This window comes from Arthrobacter sp. GQ119 (assembly GCF_059759125.1).
In genome coordinates this window covers 1-20,678 of the sequence record NZ_JCAXEA010000018.1, presented here as the reverse complement: position 1 = coordinate 20,678, position 20,678 = coordinate 1, and the positions used below count along the sequence as shown (strand labels likewise).

The 20,678-nt window shown below is 65.2% G+C and carries 15 protein-coding genes; 12 read left to right on the top strand and 3 right to left on the bottom strand.

Going from position 1 to position 20,678, the window contains the following annotated elements; all coding sequences use genetic code 11:
• Positions 1-101: 101 nt before the first annotated feature.
• Positions 102-668, bottom strand: a complete 567-nt coding sequence (locus tag AC6CH3_RS16550; protein ID WP_498133546.1) for a hypothetical protein — start codon at positions 666-668, stop codon at positions 102-104.
• A gap of 327 nt (positions 669-995) precedes the next feature.
• Between AC6CH3_RS16550 and AC6CH3_RS16545 the strand changes: the two genes are divergently transcribed.
• The 6 genes from AC6CH3_RS16545 to rlmB all read left to right on the top strand — a co-directional run bounded on the left by AC6CH3_RS16545 (position 996) and on the right by rlmB (position 5,955).
• Positions 996-1,478: a CarD family transcriptional regulator gene (locus AC6CH3_RS16545; protein WP_026266570.1), complete on the top strand. Its 483-nt coding sequence runs from the start codon at positions 996-998 to the stop codon at positions 1,476-1,478.
• 150 nt (positions 1,479-1,628) lie between these two features.
• The gene (ispD, locus tag AC6CH3_RS16540) at positions 1,629-2,411 is read left to right on the top strand and encodes a 2-C-methyl-D-erythritol 4-phosphate cytidylyltransferase (RefSeq protein ID WP_498133451.1); all 783 of its coding nucleotides are present in this window, start codon (positions 1,629-1,631) and stop codon (positions 2,409-2,411) included.
• Positions 2,412-2,448: 37 nt separating this feature from the next.
• Positions 2,449-2,931, top strand: coding sequence for a 2-C-methyl-D-erythritol 2,4-cyclodiphosphate synthase (ispF, locus tag AC6CH3_RS16535; RefSeq protein ID WP_498133545.1), 483 nt, complete (start codon positions 2,449-2,451; stop codon positions 2,929-2,931).
• 93 nt (positions 2,932-3,024) lie between these two features.
• Positions 3,025-3,351: a hypothetical protein gene (locus AC6CH3_RS16530; RefSeq protein ID WP_498133450.1), complete on the top strand. Its 327-nt coding sequence runs from the start codon at positions 3,025-3,027 to the stop codon at positions 3,349-3,351.
• A gap of 56 nt (positions 3,352-3,407) precedes the next feature.
• Positions 3,408-4,871 carry a cysteine--tRNA ligase gene (gene cysS / locus AC6CH3_RS16525; RefSeq protein WP_498133449.1) on the top strand — a complete coding sequence of 488 codons (1,464 nt, stop codon included), beginning with the start codon at positions 3,408-3,410 and terminating at the stop codon, positions 4,869-4,871.
• 91 nt (positions 4,872-4,962) lie between these two features.
• Complete coding sequence (gene rlmB / locus AC6CH3_RS16520) at positions 4,963-5,955, top strand: 23S rRNA (guanosine(2251)-2'-O)-methyltransferase RlmB (protein ID WP_498133448.1); 993 nt, start codon at positions 4,963-4,965, stop codon at positions 5,953-5,955.
• Between the two features lie 105 nt (positions 5,956-6,060).
• Here the strand turns inward: rlmB and AC6CH3_RS16515 are convergent, their stop codons facing one another.
• The gene (locus AC6CH3_RS16515; RefSeq protein ID WP_498133447.1) at positions 6,061-6,870 is read right to left on the bottom strand and encodes a carbon-nitrogen hydrolase family protein; all 810 of its coding nucleotides are present in this window, start codon (positions 6,868-6,870) and stop codon (positions 6,061-6,063) included.
• Between the two features lie 114 nt (positions 6,871-6,984).
• Here AC6CH3_RS16515 and glgX point away from each other — a divergent pair, with 114 nt between their 5' ends.
• Genes glgX through AC6CH3_RS16500 form a run of 3 tightly spaced genes read left to right on the top strand, consistent with a single transcriptional unit; the run spans position 6,985 to position 9,956 of the window.
• Complete coding sequence (gene glgX, locus AC6CH3_RS16510) at positions 6,985-9,096, top strand: glycogen debranching protein GlgX (protein WP_498133446.1); 2,112 nt, start codon at positions 6,985-6,987, stop codon at positions 9,094-9,096.
• Positions 9,097-9,133: 37 nt separating this feature from the next.
• Complete coding sequence (locus tag AC6CH3_RS16505) at positions 9,134-9,595, top strand: guanyl-specific ribonuclease (RefSeq protein WP_498133544.1); 462 nt, start codon at positions 9,134-9,136, stop codon at positions 9,593-9,595.
• Positions 9,596-9,599: 4 nt separating this feature from the next.
• Positions 9,600-9,956 (top strand): barstar family protein, encoded by a 357-nt coding sequence (locus tag AC6CH3_RS16500; protein ID WP_400580031.1) that lies wholly within the window; start codon positions 9,600-9,602, stop codon positions 9,954-9,956.
• A 97-nt stretch (positions 9,957-10,053) separates the two neighbouring features.
• Here the strand turns inward: AC6CH3_RS16500 and glgP are convergent, their stop codons facing one another.
• Positions 10,054-12,672, bottom strand: coding sequence for an alpha-glucan family phosphorylase (gene glgP / locus AC6CH3_RS16495; RefSeq protein ID WP_498133445.1), 2,619 nt, complete (start codon positions 12,670-12,672; stop codon positions 10,054-10,056).
• 188 nt (positions 12,673-12,860) lie between these two features.
• Between glgP and AC6CH3_RS16490 the strand changes: the two genes are divergently transcribed.
• From AC6CH3_RS16490 to AC6CH3_RS16480, 3 genes are read left to right on the top strand one after another with little or no spacing between them, the layout of a single operon-like run.
• Positions 12,861-14,876, top strand: coding sequence for an alpha-1,4-glucan--maltose-1-phosphate maltosyltransferase (locus tag AC6CH3_RS16490; protein WP_498133444.1), 2,016 nt, complete (start codon positions 12,861-12,863; stop codon positions 14,874-14,876).
• Between the two features lie 5 nt (positions 14,877-14,881).
• Positions 14,882-16,678 (top strand): maltose alpha-D-glucosyltransferase, encoded by a 1,797-nt coding sequence (gene treS, locus AC6CH3_RS16485; protein WP_498133443.1) that lies wholly within the window; start codon positions 14,882-14,884, stop codon positions 16,676-16,678.
• Position 16,679: 1 nt separating this feature from the next.
• On the top strand, positions 16,680-20,435 hold the full coding sequence (locus AC6CH3_RS16480) for a 1,4-alpha-glucan branching enzyme (protein WP_498133442.1): 3,756 nt from the start codon (positions 16,680-16,682) through the stop codon (positions 20,433-20,435).
• Positions 20,436-20,678 lie beyond the last annotated feature (243 nt).

The following is a 20,678-nucleotide window of genomic DNA, read 5'->3' as shown; positions in this document are numbered from 1 at the left end:
CCAACGCGGGCACGCAGCCTGCCGTACACGAAAGAAGGAGGGGATCCCGCCGGGATCCCCTCCTTCTTCATGCCGGCGTGCCTGCGACGCCGGCGTGGGTGTCAGTGGCCGCCTGTTGCCGGTGCGGCACCGTCTGTCTGTGCGCCATCAGTGTGGGTGCCGGTTTCGCTGGGAGTAGGTGTGGGGGTACTGCCCGCGGGCAGGTATGCCTGGTACTCCTTGAGCGTGCCATCCACGACGGGCACCTTGACGGTCTTGTTCATGTTGGTTCCGTCCTCGGTGACCTTGATGTCCACGAGGGAGCCCGGCTTGCCTCCGGCCGTGCTCAGGATGGCCGGATCGGTGGAGTCGTTGAGCAGTGTGTAGGAGTTCTTCTTGACGGAGATCTCAGTCTGGGCGCCTTCTGCGCCGCTCAGCGTGACCTTGACGTCCTCGGACGAGGAGTTGTAGACGGCGCCGATGACCCGGCCCGGCTGGTTCTCGCCCGCGGCGACAATGAGCATGTTCCGCAGTTCCAGCGGTCCAACGTCAGAGCGCGTTCCGTCCGAAGCGGCATACTGCTCGGAGGTCTGCTGCGCGTTGATGTAGCCGCAGCCCGTCAGGGCGAGCAGTCCCACGCTCAGGGCGGCAGCCGCCATTGCCAACTTGCCGCGCTGGCCCCGGTTCATCGCAGTGAAACGCACGTCACGCACTCCTAGAAAGTCTTGAAAAAGTTTTCAGCCATAGCCTATCGGCAAACGGGTCCAAACGAGGATTCGGCCAGTACACAATAGCGCCAGTTTCAGGGCCCCCTGACGCTGTATCAGGGCTTCCCGGCTACCCGCGCGTAACGCTTGTCCGCGCGTGGGCGATGCACTATTATCCGCGTCCGTCAAGGGGTCTGAGAGGTCGATTCGGCCCATTTTCCGCGGATTCTCGCGGTTCCCGGCCCGTTTCCATGCCAGTCGTATGCCCTAATCGTGATAAACTGGTCTGCGGGAAAGGGGAAAGTCCACATGGTTTTTGAGGTCGGCGAGACAGTAGTTTACCCTCACCACGGTGCAGCAAAAATTGAAGAAATCAAGATGCGCACTGTCAAGGGCGAAGAGAAGATGTATCTCAAGCTCAAGGTGGCTCAGGGTGATCTGACCATTGAAGTTCCAGCAGAGAACGTTGACCTCGTGGGGGTTCGCGACGTAGTGGGCAAGGAAGGTTTGGAGCACGTATTCGATGTGCTTCGAGCCGAGTTCACTGAAGAGCCCACCAACTGGTCGCGTCGTTACAAGGCAAATCTGGAGAAGCTTGCTTCCGGTGACGTCATCAAGGTTGCAGAGGTCGTCCGCGACCTCTGGCGCCGCGATCACGATCGGGGCCTTTCCGCAGGTGAGAAGCGAATGCTGGCCAAGGCACGTCAGATTCTGATTTCAGAATTGGCTTTGGCTGAGAAGACCGACGAAGAGAAAGCTGCAAGCGTTCTCGACGAGGTCTTGGCTTCCTGAGAATTGAACCCCGGCGGCAGAGTGCCGCCGGGGTTTCTTTTGCCCAAAATCCCGGCCGGGTAGCCGTACGAACCGTCCTGGGCGCCTAAAACGGCGTGTGCCGCCACTCGGTTGGGCGGGGCCGGGCGGCCGGGACGTAGGCTAGTCCGCATGAACGATGCACCCAGACGACCCGTCACCGCCGTGATCCTCGTCGCCGCAGGTTCCGGGCAGCGGCTTGGCTACGGCATGCCCAAGGCGGCCGTGCCGCTCGGCGGCGAACCCATTCTTATGCACGCGCTCCGCGGCATTGTCGCCGCCGGAGTGGCCAGCCAGGTCTGTGTTGCGCTGCCCGCGGGTGAATCCGGGCTGCGGCAGCTGGTCGAGGACTTCCGGCTGGAGCTCGCGGATGGGGGTCCGCTCCTGACAATGGTCGACGGCGGTGCCACCCGGGCGGATTCCGTCCGGTCGGCGCTGGCCGGCCTGGAGGACGGTACGGAGGCTGTGCTCGTCCATGACGCCGCACGCGCACTGACTCCCGAGTCTGTCTTCCACCGCGTGGCGCAGGCGCTGGCCAACGGAGCCTCCGCCGTCATCCCGGTCATCCCGGTTGTGGACACCGTCAAGACGGTTTCCGCCACAGACGGCGGGGACTCGGATATCGCTCCGGAAATCGTCACGGGAACCGTATCCCGGCAGGAGCTCCGCGCAGTCCAGACGCCGCAGGGATTCAGCGTGGACACCCTGAAGGCCGCCCACGAGGCCGCCCTGGCCCTGGATGAGAACCGGGCCGCGGCCGTCACCGACGACGCCATGCTGGTGGAGCTCCTCGGGGTTCCGGTGCATGCCGTGCGCGGGGCCAGCCAGTCCCTGAAAATCACCACGCCGCTGGACCTCATCATTGCCGAGGGCCTCCTCGAAGGGCCCCTGGGCGCCCGCTGGGTGGAGGGCTGACCGCGTGCGTTCAGAGCAAGAGAAGGAAGCCGTCAGGATGGTCCTGCCCCGCACCGGAATCGGCGTCGATGTGCATGCGTTCGCCCCGGAGAACGACCCGCGCCCGCTATGGCTCGGGGGCCTCTTCTGGGAAAACGAGCGGGGGCTCGCCGGTCACTCCGACGGCGATGCCGTGGCCCACGCTGCCGCCGATGCTCTGTTCTCCGCCTCCGGAACCGGTGACCTCGGCACCCACTTCGGCACCGACCGTCCTGAGCTGGCGGGCGCTTCCGGGGTTACGCTGCTGGCCGAGGCGGCCCGCATCGTCCGGGCGGCCGGTTTTGAGATTGGCAACGTGGCCGTGCAGCTCGTGGCGAACCGCCCCAAATTCGGACCCCGCCGCGAAGAGTCGCAGCGCGTCCTGACAGAGGCTGCCGGCGCTCCCGTCAGCGTGTCGGCCACCACGAGCGACGGACTCGGTTTCACCGGCCGCGGCGAGGGCATCTCCGCCGTGGCCACCGCCCTCGTCTATCCGGCCTGACCGTCATCCACCCGGCCGTATCGCCTACGCTGGAAGAAGGACCGGCGGCGCGCCCGCCGGCACGATCTGTACCGCCACACCAGGAGACTTCCCGTGAAAAAGCTGCTTCCCGCCGTCGTGATTTCCTGCCTGCTGCTTGCAGGCTGCGGCGGCGCGCCCAGGATGAGCGTCGGCGAGAGCTGCACGTTCCTCCAGGGCGATACGTTCAAGCCCACCGGAAACCAGCAGCAGCAGGCGGAGCAGATCGCCGCGCATTACCAGGAGGTCGCCGACAAGGTGGCCCCGGAGGTCGCCGACCCGATCCAGAAGATGGCCGACGTCATGAAGCAGGTGGCCAGCACGTCCCTGGGCGACAAAAACCAAGAACAGGTCGCCGAGCTCACCAAACAGAACAACCGCATCGGCAAGATCTGCAAGTAATCGGACGCGCACCCGGGGAAGTAAGCAGGGACAGGCCAATCGGCTAATCTGGAGCGGTGACCCTGCGCTTTTACGACACTGCATCCGCCGAAGTCCGAGACTTCGTCCCCCTGGTACCGGGCAAGGTAAGCCTGTATTACTGCGGCGCCACGGTGCAGGGCATGCCGCACGTCGGCCACATCCGCTCCGCCATCGCCTTCGACCAGCTCACGCGCTGGCTCGAGTACCGCGGCTTCCGCGTCACCGTCGTCCGCAACGTCACCGACATCGACGACAAGATCCTGGCCAAGTCCGAGGCGTCCTTTCACCCGGATTACGAGCAGGAACCGGACACCGTGCCGGAAGAGGAATGGTGGGCCCTGGCCTACCGGTACGAGCAGGAGTTCCTCAAGGCCTACGACGTCCTCGGCGTCTCCCGTCCCACCTACGAACCCCGGGCCACCGGCCACATTCCCGAGATGCACGCGCTCATCCAGCAGCTGATCGACCGGGGCCACGCCTACCCGGCACTGGACGGCTCGGGCGACGTCTACTTCGACGTGCGTTCGTGGAACAAGTACGGCTCGCTCACACGCCAGAAGATCGACGACATGCAGGGCGCCCCCGACGTCGAACCTGAGTTCATCAGCAGGAAGAAGGACCCCCGGGACTTCGCGCTGTGGAAGGGACACAAGGAGGGAGAGCCGACGACGGCGAGCTGGGTCTCCCCGTGGGGCGCCGGCCGTCCGGGCTGGCACCTCGAATGCTCAGCCATGGTCACCAAATACCTCGGCACCGAATTCGACATCCACGGCGGCGGGCTGGATCTGCGCTTCCCGCACCATGAAAACGAGATGGCCCAGTCTCAGGCTGCCGGCCACGGTTTCGCGAATTTCTGGATGCACAACGGCATGGTCACGTACCAGGGCGAGAAAATGTCCAAGTCCGTCGGCAACACCGTGAGCCCGGCGGAAATGCTGGAGCTCGCCCCGCCGCGCGTTGTCCGTTACTACCTCGGGCAGGCGCAGTACCGCTCCGTGCTGGACTACCAGCCGACGTCACTGCAGGAGGCCACAGCCGCCGTCGAGCGCATCGACGGCTTTGTCGCCCGCGCAGTCCGGGCCCTGTCAACGGACGGCGCCCTGTTCTTTGGCAGCCACGGCGACGTGCCGGACGCGTTCGCCGCCGCGATGGACGACGACCTCAACGTCCCCCAGGCCCTCGCGGTGCTGCATGACACGGTCCGCGCAGGAAACTCGGCCCTCACGGCAGGGGACCTCGGCACCGCCCGGCAGGCCCTGGCCGGAGTGACCGACATGCTCCGCGTCCTGGGAATCAGCGCCGCCGCGCAGCCGGCCCTCGACGACCAGGCGACGGCGGCGCTCGGCGTGCTCGTGGAGGCGCAGCTTGCGGCACGGGCCGAGGCCCGCGCCAGCAAGGACTGGGCCGCCTCGGACGCGATCCGGAACACGCTCGCCGCTGCCGGCATCGTGGTCGAAGACAGCGCAGACGGGGCCACCTGGAGCCTTCAGCGCGGCTGAAGCCTGCGGGTCCACCCCGCCCGGTCAACGATTTAACCTGAGTCAGTAGACTGGAGTGCAGACGTACTCAACACAACCAAGGGTGGAACTCATGGCCAACAACGGTCGCCCGGGCGCAGTCCGAAAGCTCAAGAAGGGCCCCACCACCGGAACCGGTGGCCACGGCCGCAAGGCACTCGAAGGCAAGGGGCCCACCCCCAAGGCCGAGGACCGCCCCTACCACAAGGCATACAAGAACAAGCAGCTCGCCGACCGCTCGGAGGCCAAGCGCGCCGGCGGCGGCCGCAGCGCAGGCGCACGGTCAGGCCCCAAGGGCCGCGCCACCGAGGAAGTCGTGACCGGCCGCAACTCGGTGGTCGAGGCCCTCCGGGCAGGCATTCCGGCCAAGGCGCTGCACGTCGCCATCCGCATCGAGATGGACGACCGTGTCAAGGAGTCCCTCAAGCTCGCCGCCGAACGCGGCATCCCGCTGCTGGAAACCGGCAAGCCTGAGCTCGACCGCATGACGGACGACGCCGTGCACCAGGGCCTCGTGCTGCAGATCCCGCCGTACGACTACCAGGACGCCTACGATCTCGCTGAGCAGACCGTGGACCGCTGGAAGAAGGGGCACGTCACGAACGCACCCCTCTTCGTCGCCCTCGACGGCATCACGGATCCCCGCAACCTGGGCGCCATCATCCGCTCGGTGTCCGCATTCAGCGGCCACGGCGTGATCGTCCCCGAGCGGCGCTCCGTCGGAGTCACCGCCGCAGCCTGGAAGACCAGCGCCGGCGCGGCTGTCCGCGTGCCCGTCGCCCGCGCCTCCAACCTGAACAACGCCCTTAAGCAGTTCAAGTCCATGGGCATCTTCGTCCTGGGGCTCGACGGCGACGGCGACGTTTCGCTGCCGGACCTCACCCTCGCCACGGAGCCGGTCTGCATCGTGGTGGGTTCCGAGGGCAAGGGACTCAGCCGCCTGGTCCGTGAGAACTGCGACCAGATCGTCTCGATCCCCATCGACTCCGCCATGGAATCGCTCAACGCCTCCATGGCCGTGGGCATCTCCCTCTACGAAGTGTCCCGCCAGCGCGCCGCGAAGTAGGTTATACGCCGTGAGGATGGCGGCGCAGCCGCCATCCTCCGCATGCCGCTCCTTCGTTGCTTGACGCGTATTGCTTTGACGCGTATTGCCTGACGCGCGCTTCCGCTAAAAAGCGCGGCGGTTGGCGAGGACGGGCAGCCTGGTTTGGGCTTCCTTGACGACGGCGGGATCAAGGTCGGCGAACAGCAGGCCGGCGGCGCCGTCGAGCTCTCCCAGCACTTCACCAAATGGCGAGACGACGGCGGAGTGCCCAACTCCTGTGGGTGCTGTGCCGCGCGGCCCGACGCCTTGGGTGGCGGGGTCGCCCTGGCCGCAGGCAAGGACATAGGTGGTCGTGTCGACGGCGCGGGCGCGGGCCAACAGCTTCCACTGGTCCACTTTGCCCGGGCCGGCGCCCCACGACGCGCAAATGATGTTGGCAACGGCTCCGCGGTCGGCATTTGCGGTGAAGAGGGCCGGGAACCGGATGTCGTAGCAGGTGGCCAGGCCGAAGGTGAGGCCGCCGGCGTCGAACGTCACAGGCCCCGTTCCGGCATCCACGGTGTCCGACTCAAGGAAGCCGAACGCGTCAAAGAGATGCACCTTGTCATAGCTCGCTTCCACGCCGGGGCCGGTGACGAGCAGTGTGTTCCGGACCTTGCCGCCGCCTGCCGCGGATGCCGCACCAGGCGTGAACATGCCCGCCACGATAACGATGTCCAGCTCAGCGGCAACGGAACGGACCCGGTCCGCCCAGGGGCCATCAAGCTGTTCGGCGATGCCGATCAGGGGATTCCCAAACGCGCGCATCGTGGCCTCGGGGAAAACGACCAGCCCGGCGCCCCCTTCCTTGGCCAGGCGGGCGTATTCCTCAACCAGGACGAGGTTGCGCTCCACGTCCCGACCAGTGATGATCTGGGCCAGTGCAATCTTCACAAATACCTCCACCTCGGTGCGGTTTTACGGTCAGCAGGCGCCGCCCTCTAATTAGCGAAACGTCACATGCCGGAATAAATCGGCATTCTGAACGGGACAGTTAAGCTTTAATCGATGGTAATGCCCTTAGTAGACACAGCCTCCAGCGTAGACGCCTCCCAGGCGTTACCCCTCGGTGTAAGTTCCCTCCGCCCTGGGCCCGCCCTGGACGGCTCCTCAGGCGGACGTGCCAATGTGGCTGTCTACGCTCCCGGCGTGCTGACACTGGAGATCGCCTACCAGGCACCGGGCGGCAGTTGGCGGCTCCAGACCCTGCCGAACGTCAACGATGGCGTCCATCACGGCATCGTGGAGGGCTTCCCGGTCGGATCGCGCTACGGCTTCCGCGAGGCCTCCGCCGCGCAGGTCCTGCCCCTCTCGGTTCCCACCGTGAATTTTGACGACGGTGAGCGGCAGCCGCTGCTGCTCGATCCCTACGGGCGGGCCGTGGACCAGCGCGCTGACCTGCTCACCAGCGTGAGGATGTCCAGCGACTTCGAATGGGGCTCCGACCGCCGGCTGCATACACCGTGGCGGGACACGATCATCTACGAGGCACATGTCCGCGGGCAGAGCATACTGCACCCGGACATCCCGGAGGGGCTGCGCGGCACGTACGCCGGCATGGCCCACCCTGCGATGATCGAGCACCTCACGGGCCTTGGCATTACTGCGGTGCAGCTGCTGCCGGTTCATTTCCACCTTGACGAGCCGCACCTTCAAAACCTGGGCCTGACGAACTACTGGGGCTACAACACCGCGGCGTTCTTTGCCCCGCACCCTGCGTATGCAACGCGGTCCGCGCAGGAAGCCGGGCCGCAGGCGGTGCAGGACGAGTTCAAGGGCATGGTTAAACTTCTGCACGCCGCCGGCATCGAGGTCATCCTGGACGTGGTCTACAACCACACCGCCGAGGGCGGACCGGACGGACACACGCTCTGTTTCCGAGGGCTGGGGGAGGAGAAGTACTACCGCACGGACGGCCATGGCAGATACATCGACACGACGGGCTGCGGGAACAGTCTCAACTTTGGCCATCCGCGCGTTGTACAGCTCGTGCTGGATTCGCTGCGGTACTGGGTGGATGAATTCCATATCGACGGGTTCCGGTTCGACCTTGCCGTGACGCTCTGCCGGAACGAAGCCAATGAGTTTGATCCGAAGCACCCGTTCCTGGTCGCCGTTGCGGCGGACCCGGTACTGTCCCGGGTCAAGCTCATCGCCGAACCCTGGGACGTGGGTTACGGCGGCTGGCAGACCGGCCGCTTCCCGATTGGCTGGGTTGACTGGAACGACCACTACCGCGATGCCATGCGTTCGTTCTGGCTGGCCGACCGCGCGGCCATCGACTCCGGCGGCCAGGGCGGCTCCGTGGCCCGGCTGGCAGATGCGCTGTCCGGTTCCGCCAGTCTCTTTGAACCGTCAGGCCGCTCCAGGCTCGCCTCCCTGAACTTCATCGCGGCCCATGACGGGTTCACCATGGCCGACCTTGTCTCCTACGACCGCAAGCACAACGAGGCGAACGGTGAGCAGAACCGGGACGGGCACGGCGACAACCGCAGCTACAACCACGGTTTTGAAGGCCGGACCGAGGACGAAGGCATCCTTGCCCGGCGGGCCCAGACACAGCGGAACCTGATGGCCTCGCTGATGATCTCCCTCGGGGTCCCTATGATCACGGCCGGAGATGAACTTGGCCGCACGCAGCAGGGCAACAACAATGCCTACTGCCAGGACAATCCCCTCGCCTGGCTCGACTGGACCAGCACACCGGAATCCCACGCCATGCTCAGGAGCACCAAGCGCGTCATCCGGCTGCGCAAGGAATTCCTCGCCGGGCAGCCATATGACTACGCGGTGCGGGACGCGCAGTCGTACCTGTTCTGGTATGACCAGAATGGCGAGCCGATGACCCTGGAACGGTGGAATGATCCCCGGAACCGCGTGGTGCAGCTGCTGTTGGGCTCGGACGACGGGAAGGCGGCCGGACTCATCGTGGTCAACGGCGGGCGCGACGACGTCCAGGTCATTCTTCCCCGGGCGATCAACGACGACGGCACAGCCAAGCAGATATTCGAGCTCCGCCTCACCACATCTGACCTCCATGACCAGCGCCAGGGCGTTCAGGTCGAGTCCGGTGATGCGGACGTCATGCAGGCCAACACCGTTAACATCTACCGCACCTAGCAACAGGGATGGGCATCAGGGACGGGAAAGCGTGAATATGCGCAGGCTGTTGGCGGCCGTCGTGCTGATTGTGCTGCTGGGCGTGGCCCTCGTCGTATCCAACGGACTCCAGCCGCAGGCGGGGGGTCCGGTTCCGGTGGAATCCGGGACCCCGATTCCGTCCTCCCGCGCACCTGCGGCAACCGCAGAGGCCGGAGGGGTTCCCAACCCATCCGCCCTGCCAGCCATTCCGGAGTCCCAGCTCCCGGCCGAAGGCCGCACAACCCTCGCGCTCATCCGGCGGGGCGGGCCGTTCCCTTACGAGCGCGACGGCGTGACGTTTGGCAACTTTGAGCGCATCCTGCCCCGGAAATCCCGTGACTACTACCGGGAGTACACTGTCCCCACACCCGGGGAGTCCGATCGCGGCGCCCGCAGGATCGTGGCGGGCAAAGCGGGCGAAAAATACTACACGGCAGACCACTACGAGTCATTCAAGTTCATAGCAGAGGGCAAATAGCGCAATGAAGATCTATTCAGCAGACACCTGGACCGTCGAGGAACTGACTGACCAGGTCGCTGACGCCGGGCGCCGCAGCCTGGTGATCCCTGCCGCCGATTCCAAGAAGGAAGTGCTGGCCACTTTCGGCGAAGCCCTGGAATTCCCGGAACACTACGGCGTCAACCTGGACGCCCTCAACGACTCACTGCACGACTTCGCGGACTCCATTTCCGACAACGGAGCGGAACCGCTCACGGTCATCTGGCAGGTGCCGGCAGCCTTCCGCAGCGACAGGTCCTTCGGGGTCATCTGCGAAATCCTGCAGGACGCCGAAAGCTACGCCGGGAAGGACCTGGCAGTCATCGCCGTACTCCTCTAAGCGCCAAGGCCCGCTACAAAGCGCGAGTCTAAACGCGACAGGGCCCGCGCCGATGCGCGGACCCTGTCCAAGCGTGGCCCGAAGGGGCCCGACAAGCCTAAGCGTTCACGATCAGGCCCAGCTCGGCCCTGGATGCGAGGGCGTCGTGCTTGGGCAGCACCCGCACCGTGTAGCCGAACGATCCTGAACGGTCGATCACGATGGAGCCTGTGAACAGGTACCGGCCATTGCCGAGTTCATCCTTCGGGTCAAGCTCCACGAGTGTCACATTGGCGAGTTCGTCGCTTTCCTCGGCCTGCCCATATGCGACCTCCACCGCCACGTCCTGCGGCGTCAGGGTGTGCAGTCCCACGTAGGCATTGACCTCGAGAGTGTCGCCGATCTGTGGATCCTCGGACACGCCCAGGGAATCCACATGCTCCACGTGGAGTTGGGGCCATGCAGCGCGGACCTTGGAGGTCCAGGCTGCGAGTTCCTTTGCCTGGCTGAAGGATGACGCCACCGCATGCCGTCCCGAGACCGCCGCCGGCCGGTACAGGACGTTGACGTAGTCCTGGAGCATGCGTTCGGCGGAAACGGCCGGGCCCAGGTGGGCGAGAGTGTGCTTGATCATGGATACCCAGTGGGTGGGGATCTTCTCGTGCCCGGTGGCGGACGGGCCGGCAGCCCCGGCCGCCTCGGAAACCGTGTTGCCGTAGAAGCGTGGCGCCACTTGCGTTTCAAGCAGCTCGTAGAGGGCGGCTGCCTCGATGTCGTCGCGTTCGTCCGCCGAGGCGCCGTTGTTGGCGGTGGGGATCGCCCAGCCGTTTTCGCCGTCGTACATCTCATCCCACCAGCCGTCCAGCACTGAAAGGTTGAGGGAGCCGTTGATGGCCGCCTTCATGCCGGACGTGCCGCACGCTTCCAGGGGGCGCAGGGGGTTGTTGAGCCAGACGTCGCATCCCGGGAACAGCGTGCGGGCCATGGCGATGTCATAGTTGGGCAGGAAGACGATGCGGTGGCGGACCTTGGGGTCATCCGTAAAGCGCACCAGGTCCTGGATCATCTTCTTGCCCGCATCGTCGGCGGGGTGGGACTTGCCGGCGATGACCAGCTGGATCGGGTGCTGCTTGTGCAGCAGCAGAGCCTTGAGGCGCTCAGGTTCGCGCAGCATCAGGGTCAGCCTCTTGTACGTGGGCACGCGCCGGGCGAAGCCGATGGTCAGGACGTCCGGGTCAAGCACGGAGTCCGTCCACGCGAGCTCGGCGTCTGCGGCGCCGCGCTTTTTCCAGGCCGCGCGAAGGCGGCGCCGGACATCCTCCACCAGAGAGGCGCGCATTTCGCGCCGCAAGGCCCAGACCTCGGCGTCGCTGACGTTGTAGGCAAGGTCCCAGCGCCCCATCGCTTCCGCTTCCGCGCCGAACCGTTTGCGGGCAAGCTTGGAAATCCGCGAATCGACCCAGGTGGGCACGTGCACACCGTTGGTCACAGAGGTGATGGGCACCTCTGAGTGATCAAATCCCGGCCAGAGCGCGGAGAACATGCCGCGGGATACTTCGCCGTGCAGCTTGGCCACGCCGTTGGCGCGCTGAGCCAGGCGCAGGCCCATGACCGCCATGTTGAAGACGAACGGGTTTCCGTCGGCGAAGTTCTCGCGGCCCAGGTCGAGGATGCGGGACGTGGGCACGTCGGGCGCAAGCCCGGCCTCGAAGAAGTGCTGGATCTGGGCGGTTTCGAAGCGGTCGATGCCGGCGGGTACCGGTGTATGCGTGGTGAAAACAGTGGACGCACGGCCCGCGGCCAACGCTTCATCAAAGGTGAGTGCATATTCGCCGGACATCAGTTCCTGGATCCGCTCGATCCCGAGGAAGCCGGCATGGCCCTCATTGGTGTGGAACACCTCCGGGGCGGGGGTGCCGGTCAGCCGCTGGTAGACCCGCAGCGCCTTGACCCCGCCCATGCCCAGCAGAAGCTCCTGCTGCAGGCGGTGGTCGCCACCGCCGCCGTAGAGGCGGTCTGTGATGCCGCGGGCGGCGTCGTCATTGCCCGGAACGTTGGAATCCAGCAGGAGCAGGGGAACGCGCCCGACGTCGGCACGCCAGATATACGCCGCCAAGTGCCGCCCGCTGGGCAGCGGCAGTGAGATTTCGATCGGCTTTCCGCTGCCGTCAGCCGACGGTTCCCGCAGCAGCGTCAGGGGCAGCCCATCCGGGTCAATGACCGGATACGTCTCCTGCTGCCAGGCGTCGCGGGACAGGGACTGCTTGAAGTAGCCCGCCTGGTACAGCAGGCCCACACCGATCAGCGGAACCCCGAGGTCCGACGCTGCCTTCAGGTGGTCGCCGGCAAGGATGCCGAGGCCCCCGGAGTACTGCGGCAAAACTTCGGTGATGCCGAATTCGGGGGAGAAGTATGCAATGGAGGCGGGAGCGTCCTCGCCCAGGCTCTGATACCACCGCGGCTGCTCAAGGTAACGGTCCAGGTCCTCGGCCGCTGCCTGCACGCGGGCCACGACGTCCTTGTCCGCTGCCAGACGGTGCATTTCTTCACGGCCCACCAGCCCGAGGAAACTGACCGGATCGTTGCCGCAGTCAGCCCAGACCCTGGGGTTGAGTCCTTCGAAGAGTTCCCTCGTGGGCCGATGCCAGGACCAGCGCAGGTTAGTGGCCAAACGGGCCAGCGGCCGGATCGGCTCGGGAAGAACGGTTCGGACGGTAAATCTGCGGATAGCCTTCACCTGCGCCACACTAATCGAGAAGATGAACAGCAGGAACCGGATTCGATTACTTTCCGGTAAATGACGAATCAGTTCATTTATTAACTTCGCAGGCTTAGCAATGGCTTGCATTTCTCGCTAATGTCGAGCCTGTGACGACAAACACGCGAACCAGTGCCCCAGCCAAGCAAACGCCGAAGGTTTCGATCATGGACGGCCTTCGATTTGGCCGTTTCCCGATCACGAATGTTCAGCCGGTTGTCGAAGGGGGGAAGTTCCCCGCCAAGGCGCTGCCGGGCGAAGGCATCGTGGTCAGCGCAAAGTGCTTCCGCGAAGGCCACGACCAGCTGGGCGTCAGCGCCGTGCTGCTGGACCCGAAGGGCAAGGAACGCCAGCGTGTGCGCCTCCAGCCGCCCGCCGGGGACCGCGGCAAGGGCACAGACCTTTGGGAAGGCATACTCACGCTTGACTCCACCGGCAACTGGTCCTTCGTCATCGAGGCCTGGCACGACCGTTACGGCACGTGGCACCACAACGCCGAGGTGAAGGTGGAAGCCGGCATCGACGTCGAACTGATGCTTGACGAGGGGGCCGCGCTGCTGGCGGAGGCCGCCGAGGAATCCTTCCGCGACGCCGCCGACAGGCGGACGCTCCGCTCCGCCGTCGTGGGTCTGTCCGATACCTCCAAAACCGCTGAAGAGCGGCTGGCTGCCGGCTTCGGTGCGGACGTCGCAGAGATCGTAGGCCGCGAGCCGATCCGGGAGCTGGTCACCGTTTCTGACCCGTTCCCGCTCCTGGTGGAGCGGGACAGGGCCGGCCGCGGTTCCTGGTACGAGTTCTTTCCGCGCTCGGAAGGCGCCATCCGCAACCACGAGACAGGCGCCTGGACGTCAGGCAACTTCCAGACGGCGGCCAAGCGGCTCGAAGCCGTCGCCGAGATGGGCTTCGATGTCATCTACATGCCGCCGATCCACCCGATTGGCGTCCAGCACCGGAAGGGCCCCAACAACACCCTGATCGCGGGTCCGAACGACCCAGGATCGCCGTGGGCCATTGGGGCGAAGGAGGGCGGCCACGACGCCATCCACCCCGATCTGGGCACCTTTGAGGACTTCGACGCGTTCGTGGCACGCGCCACCGAGCTGGGCCTTGAGGTGGCGCTGGACCTCGCGCTGCAGGCGGCGCCGGACCACCCGTGGGTCACGTCCCACCCGGAATGGTTCACCACCAGGGTGGACGGCAGCATCGCCTACGCCGAGAACCCCCCGAAAAAGTACCAGGACATCTATCCGCTCAACTTCGACAACGATCCCGAAGGCCTGTCCAAGGAAATCCACCGCATCGTGCAGCTTTGGGTCAGCCACGGGGTGAAGATCTTCCGGGTGGACAACCCCCACACCAAGCCCGTGTGGTTCTGGGAATGGCTGATCGCCAAGGTCAACAAGAAGAACCCGGACGTCGTGTTCCTGGCTGAAGCGTTCACCCGTCCTGCCATGATGCATGCGCTGGGCCGGGCAGGCTTCCAGCAGTCATACACGTACTTCACGTGGCGGAACACGAAGAAGGAACTGGAGGAGTACTTCCAGGAGGTCAGCCATGTCTCGCCGGCCTTCTTCCGGCCGAACTTCTTCGTCAACACCCCGGACATCCTCACCGAGTACCTGCAGTACGGCGGGCCGGCGGCCTTCAAGATCCGTGCTGCACTGGCTGCTACGGCCAGCCCGCTGTGGGGCGTCTACGCCGGCTTTGAACTCTACGAGCATGTGGCCCGGCCTGGCGCGGAGGAGTACATCGACAACGAGAAGTTCGAGTACAAGGCCAGGGACTGGGATGCTGCTGCCGCGTCCGGCCGGACCCTTGCCCCGTACCTGACCAGGCTCAACGAGATCCGTAAGGCACACCCTGCGCTGGGGGATCTGCAGAACCTGACGCTGCACCACAGCACGGATGAAGCCACCATCGTGTACTCCAAGCACAAGGCCCTCCCGGATGGCACCAAGGACACCATCATTGTGGTGGTCAACGTGGACCCGCACAGCACCCGGGAAAGCACGGTGTCGCTGGATCTGGCTGCGCTGCAGCTCGACCCGGACGACCTCACGCCGAACGGCGGCTTCAGGGTGGATGACCTGATTTCCGGCGAGTCTTGGGAATGGGGGGAATACAACTACGTCAGACTGGATGCCCATGTTGAGCCTGCACACATCCTGCACATCCGGAGGTAGCCTCAGTGAGTTTCAGCACGCAGAATCCGTCACATCACTTCACTCCGAAGAGCACCTTCGAGCTCAATGCGCCGGGATTGCAGCATGATCCACTGTGGTACAGGAAAGCTGTGTTCTATGAAGTGCTTGTGCGGGGTTTTGCGGATGCAAACGGTGACGGGTCAGGGGATTTCCACGGCCTGATCGAGAAGCTCGACTACCTGCAGTGGCTGGGGGTGGACTGCCTCTGGCTCCCGCCGTTCTTCCAGTCACCGCTCCGTGACGGCGGCTATGACATCTCCGACTACAACTCCGTGCTCGACGAGTTTGGAACCATCAGCGACTTCAAACGGCTCGTGGCGGAGGCCCACGCCCGCGGCGTCCGGGTCATCATCGACCTGCCGCTGAACCACACCTCGGATCAGCACCCCTGGTTCCAGGAGTCGCGGAAGGATCCGGACGGTCCGTTCGGCGACTTCTACGTGTGGAGCGACACGGATGAGAAGTACCAGGACGCCCGCATCATCTTCGTGGACACGGAAGAGTCCAACTGGACCTTCGATCCAATCAGGCGGCAGTTCTTCTGGCACCGGTTCTTCAGCCACCAGCCGGACCTTAATTTCGAGAACCCGAAGGTCATCGACGCTTTGTTCGACGTCGTGCGGTTCTGGCTGGATCAGGGGATCGACGGATTCCGCGCGGACGCCATCCCGTATCTCTACGAGGAGGAGGGCACCAACTGCGAAAACCTGCCCGCCACCCACGAGTTCCTCCGCAAGCTGCGGAAGATGGTGGATGAGAGCTACCCGGGGCGGGTCATCATCGCGGAGGCCAACCAGCCGCCCAACGAGGTGGTGGAGTACTTCGGAACGGAGGAAGAGCCGGAATGCCACATGGCGTTCCACTTCCCGATCATGCCGCGGCTGTACTACGCCCTGCGTGACCAGAAGGCTGCCCCCATCATCGAAACGATGCACGACACCCCGGAGATCCCCGAGGGCGCCCAGTGGGGCACCTTCCTCCGGAACCACGACGAGCTCACGCTGGAAATGGTCACCTCCGATGAGCGCGCCGCCATGCTCGGCTGGTACGCGCCGGATCCGCGCATGCGGGCCAACATCGGCATCAGGCGGCGGCTGGCGCCACTGCTGGACAACTCCAGGGCAGAGATCGAACTGATCAATGCCCTGCTGCTGTCGCTGCCGGGCAGCCCCTTCCTCTACTACGGGGACGAGATCGGCATGGGCGACAACATCTGGCTGGAGGACCGCGATGCCGTCCGCACGCCCATGCAGTGGAACCCGGACCGCAACGCCGGCTTCTCCAACGCCGATCCCGGCAAGCTCTACCTCCCGGTGATCCAGTCGCTTGTCTACAACTACAGCATGGCCAATGTTGAGGCGGAGGCCGCGCATTCCGGGTCGCTGCTGCGCTGGACCAGGCAGATCCTGAGCGTCCGGCGGAATCACGCCGCGTTTGGGCTCGGCAACTTCAGGCATGTGGAAGCAGACCACGAAGTGGTGCTGGCCTATCTGCGTGAACTCCCGGAAGGCAACGCGTCCGGTGAACCGGCAGAGACCATCCTGTGCGCCTTCAACCTTTCACAGCACCCGGTTGCTGCGACCCTCAAACTGCCGCAGTTCGCAGGCCGCGGCCTCCGTGACGTATTCGGTGGCCAGACATTCCCGGGAGTCGGCGATGACGGGAACCTGACCCTGACCCTCGGCAGCCATGATTTCTTCTGGCTCCGGCTGCGTTCCGTATCCTCCAACCCGGCATCTCCCTACACCCAGGCGATGCCCATCCTGTCCATTGAGGGGTGACATGACACAATCCACACTGATCCCAACGCTCGAAGAGTTACTGCGCCAGTGGCTGCCAAGCCAACGGTGGTTCCCCGTGAAGTCGGCCGCATTTTCGCTGGCCCCGGTGGGCGGCCTCATCCTCAATGACTCCTCCGGGGAGGCGGGACTTGAGGTGGTCCTGGCCTCCGTCGTGTCCGAAACGGCCGACGGCGGCCGGCGCACCGACGTCGTCCAGGTGCCGCTCAGCTACCGCCGCGATCCGCTGCCCGGCGCCGAACGGGCCCTGATCGGCGAAATCGAGAACACCGAACTGGGACACCGCTGGATCTACGACGGCGTCCACGACCCCGTCTTCATCGCCGAATGGCTTGACCTCATGCGCACCGAGGGAGTGGCCGGGACGGCCAGCGGGCACCTGCCGGAGGGCGGCCAACCGATTCCGACCGCCGCCGGTACCGTCCGCGTCCTCTCAGGCGAACAGTCCAACACTTCGGTGATCGTGGACGACGGCGTCTCCGCGGCAATCGTAAAGTTCTTCCGCGTGCTTTCGGCCGGCCGCAATCCGGAAGTGGAGGTCGGTGCTGCCCTTTCCGCAGCGCGGACCTCCGAAGTGCCGGCCACGCTCGGCTGGGTCACCGGCCAGTGGGTGCAGCAACACACGGCGACAGCGGACGCGCCCGCCGGGGCGGACGCTGCCGCGGAAATCACGGCGCAAGGCGAACTCGCCGTTGCCCACGAGTTCCTGGCCGGCGGGCGGGACGCCTGGCGGCTCGCGGTCGATGCCGCCGGGGCAGGAAAGGACTTCACGCAGGAAGCCCACGCCCTGGGCCACGCCACCGCAACCGTGCACCGGCGGCTGGCTGAAACCCTGGGGGTTTCCGAGGAAGCCGTCCCCGGCGGGGTCATCGCCCCCGGAGTAGCCCAGCGGGTGCGGCAGGCCTGGGCGGAGGCTGGTGCCGCCGTCGGGCCGTATGAGAAAGAACTGGATGCTCTGCTCCAGCAACTGGAGGGTGTCCCGGCCGGTGCGCTGCAGCGCATCCACGGCGACCTTCATCTTGGCCAGATCCTCCAGGTGCCCGGCCGGAACGGCGGGGCCGACCGGTGGGCGATCCTCGATTTCGAGGGTGAGCCGCTGCGGCCTATTTCCGAACGGAACTTTCCGGACGTCCCGCTGCGGGACGTCGTGGGCATGCTCCGCTCCTTCGACTACGCCGCCGGCGCCGCGGAGCGCGAGGGCAGCGGGGCGAACGTGCCCGAATCGTGGGTGGACGACTGCGCCGAGGCTTTCCTTGCCGGCTACTCCGAGGTCACGCCCGGCACCATTGACCGGAAGTCTCCGCTCTTTGTGGCATTGTGGCTGGACAAGGCGTTGTACGAAGTCGTGTATGAATTGCGTAACAGGCCAGATTGGCTAGCCATTCCTGTGACTGCGTCCAGGCGGCTACTCAGCAGTAAAGGCCCCGGCGATCCCGCCGGAGCCGCAGCGGAAGGTAAGAAGATGACAGGCTCTGCACCTACAGATCGGCCCCACGCCCCTCTCCAAGTGGATGCGAACACGCTCTCACGTGTGGCGGCCGGTGAGCACCACGCCCCGCACTCCGTGCTTGGTGCGCATCTGGATAACTACGGCCACGTAACCATCCGCACCGTCAAGCACCTGGCCGAGGCGGTCACCGTGGTGACGGCGGCCGGGTCGGTGCCGATGACCCATGAGGCAGAGGGCATATGGGTTGCCGTGCTGGAGCCCCTGCAGGCCGGCCACGTGCCCGACTACCGTTTGGAAGTGACCTACGAGGGTGCGGAACCGGTGACGGTGGATGAGCCGTACCGCTACCTCCCGACCGTGGGTGAGGTGGACCTGCACCTGATCGGGGAGGGCCGCCACGAGAAGCTGTGGAGCGTCCTCGGTGCCCACGTCCAGCACTACAAGTCCTCCCTGGGGGACGTCGACGGTGTGTCCTTCGCTGTGTGGGCTCCGAACGCCGAGGCGGTCCGCGTCAAGGGCGACTTCAATGCCTGGGACGGACGGGAAAACTCCCTGCGCTCCCTGGGGTCTTCCGGCGTCTGGGAACTGTTTGTGCCCGGCGTTGCGGCCGGCGCGTGCTACAAATTCGAGATCAAGGCCAAGGGCGGTTACTGGGTCGAGAAGGCTGACCCCCTGGCGTTCGGCACCGAAGTGCCGCCGCTGACTGCATCCAGGGTTGTCGAATCCCATTACCGGTTCGAGGACGACGAGTGGATGAAGGCCCGCGCCGCACGGGACCCGCACAACTCTCCGATGAGTGTCTACGAGGTCCACCTCGGATCCTGGCGCCTGGGGCTGAGCTACCGGGAACTTGCCAAGGAACTCGTCGAATACGTGAAGTGGCTGGGCTTCAGCCACGTCGAGTTCATGCCGGTGGCCGAACACCCCTTCGGCGGCTCCTGGGGCTACCAGGTCACGTCCTACTTTGCACCGACCTCACGCTTCGGGCACCCCGACGAATTCCGCTACCTGGTGGACGCGCTCCACCAGGCCGGCATCGGCGTGATCCTGGACTGGGTACCGGCCCACTTCCCGAAAGACAACTGGGCGCTTGCCGAGTTCGATGGACAGCCGCTGTACGAGCACGCAGACCCGAACCTGGGGGAGCACCCGGACTGGGGCACCCTGATCTTCGACTTCGGCCGTACCGAGGTGCGCAACTTCCTGGTAGCCAACGCGCTGTACTGGCTGGACGAATTCCACATCGACGGCCTGCGCGTGGACGCTGTCGCCTCCATGCTGTACCTGGACTACTCGCGCGAACACGGCCAGTGGCAGCCGAACCGTTTCGGCGGTCGCGAAAACCTGGAGGCCATCTCCTTCCTCCAGGAAGCCAACGCCACGGTGTACAAGACCCACCCCGGTGCGGTCATGATCGCCGAGGAATCCACGGCCTTCCCGGGCGTCACCGGTCCCACCAGCCATAACGGCCTCGGCTTCGGGCTCAAGTGGAACATGGGCTGGATGCACGACTCGCTTAAGTACATTTCCGAGGATCCCGTCAACCGGAAGTGGCACCACGGGACAGTCACCTTCTCGATGGTCTATGCCTTCACCGAGAACTTCCTCCTGCCCATCAGCCATGACGAGGTTGTCCACGGCAAGGGGTCGATGCTTCGCAAGATGCCCGGAGACCGCTGGCAGCAGCTGGCAAACCTGCGTGCCTTCCTCGGTTATCAGTGGGCGCACCCGGGCAAGCAGCTCATCTTCATGGGCACTGAATTCGGCCAGGAAGCAGAATGGTCCGAGCAGCACGGCCTCGACTGGTGGCTGGCGGACATCCCGGCCCACCGCGGCGTGCAGATGCTGACGAAGGACCTGAACGAGCTGTACAAGTCCACGCCGGCACTGTACTCACGCGACAACGAGCCCGGCGGGTTCCAGTGGATCAACGGAGCCGACGCGGATCGCAACGTCCTGACCTTCGTTCGTTGGGACACCGAGGGCAACCCCGTGGTCGTTGCGGTCAACTTCTCTGGAGGCCCGCACAAGGACTACGCACTTGGAGTACCGTCCGTTGGCGCCTGGACTGAAGTGCTCAACACGGATGCAACCTCCTATGGTGGTTCCGGCGTCCTCAACGACGGCACCCTGACAGCGGAGGATGCAGCCATCGATGGCCAGCCCGCCACGCTGACGGTGACGCTTCCCCCGCTGGGTGTTGTTTACTTCAAGCCCGCCGGGCCGAAGGCCAGGACGCTGCCGAGCCGTGCAGCCAAGGCAGAGTTGCCGGAGACGACTGTGAGCTGATTCCCGCTCTCATCACACCGCCGGAAGAGGCCCGGAATCCCCGTGATTCCGGGCCTCTTCCGTGCCTGCTGAAGGGCCCACTGCAGGGCCTGCTGGGGGCGGGTTGGCTACAAGGGAAAGTAGTGGTAGAGTTTATTTCCGCGCCGCTCCCCGGAGTCGGTCGGTACAGCGACTAAGATGCCTCAGGCATCAAGGGGTCGCAGGAGCCGATTTGACTAGGGCAAAGCGAGCCGGTAAGTTTGA

What these genes read in the sequence shown, in the direction of transcription:
- AC6CH3_RS16545 (WP_026266570.1), top strand. Translation starts at nt 996, where the DNA reads ATGGTTTTTGAGGTCGGCGAGACAGTAGTTTACCCTCACCACGGTGCA.
- AC6CH3_RS16505 (WP_498133544.1), top strand. Translation starts at nt 9,134, where the DNA reads ATGCGCAGGCTGTTGGCGGCCGTCGTGCTGATTGTGCTGCTGGGCGTG.
- AC6CH3_RS16480 (WP_498133442.1), top strand. Translation starts at nt 16,680, where the DNA reads ATGACACAATCCACACTGATCCCAACGCTCGAAGAGTTACTGCGCCAG.
- ispD (WP_498133451.1), top strand. Translation starts at nt 1,629, where the DNA reads ATGAACGATGCACCCAGACGACCCGTCACCGCCGTGATCCTCGTCGCC.
- AC6CH3_RS16500 (WP_400580031.1), top strand. Translation starts at nt 9,600, where the DNA reads ATGAAGATCTATTCAGCAGACACCTGGACCGTCGAGGAACTGACTGAC.
- AC6CH3_RS16550 (WP_498133546.1), bottom strand. Translation starts at nt 668, where the DNA reads ATGAACCGGGGCCAGCGCGGCAAGTTGGCAATGGCGGCTGCCGCCCTG.
- glgX (WP_498133446.1), top strand. Translation starts at nt 6,985, where the DNA reads ATGGTAATGCCCTTAGTAGACACAGCCTCCAGCGTAGACGCCTCCCAG.
- AC6CH3_RS16490 (WP_498133444.1), top strand. Translation starts at nt 12,861, where the DNA reads ATGGACGGCCTTCGATTTGGCCGTTTCCCGATCACGAATGTTCAGCCG.
- ispF (WP_498133545.1), top strand. Translation starts at nt 2,449, where the DNA reads ATGGTCCTGCCCCGCACCGGAATCGGCGTCGATGTGCATGCGTTCGCC.
- rlmB (WP_498133448.1), top strand. Translation starts at nt 4,963, where the DNA reads ATGGCCAACAACGGTCGCCCGGGCGCAGTCCGAAAGCTCAAGAAGGGC.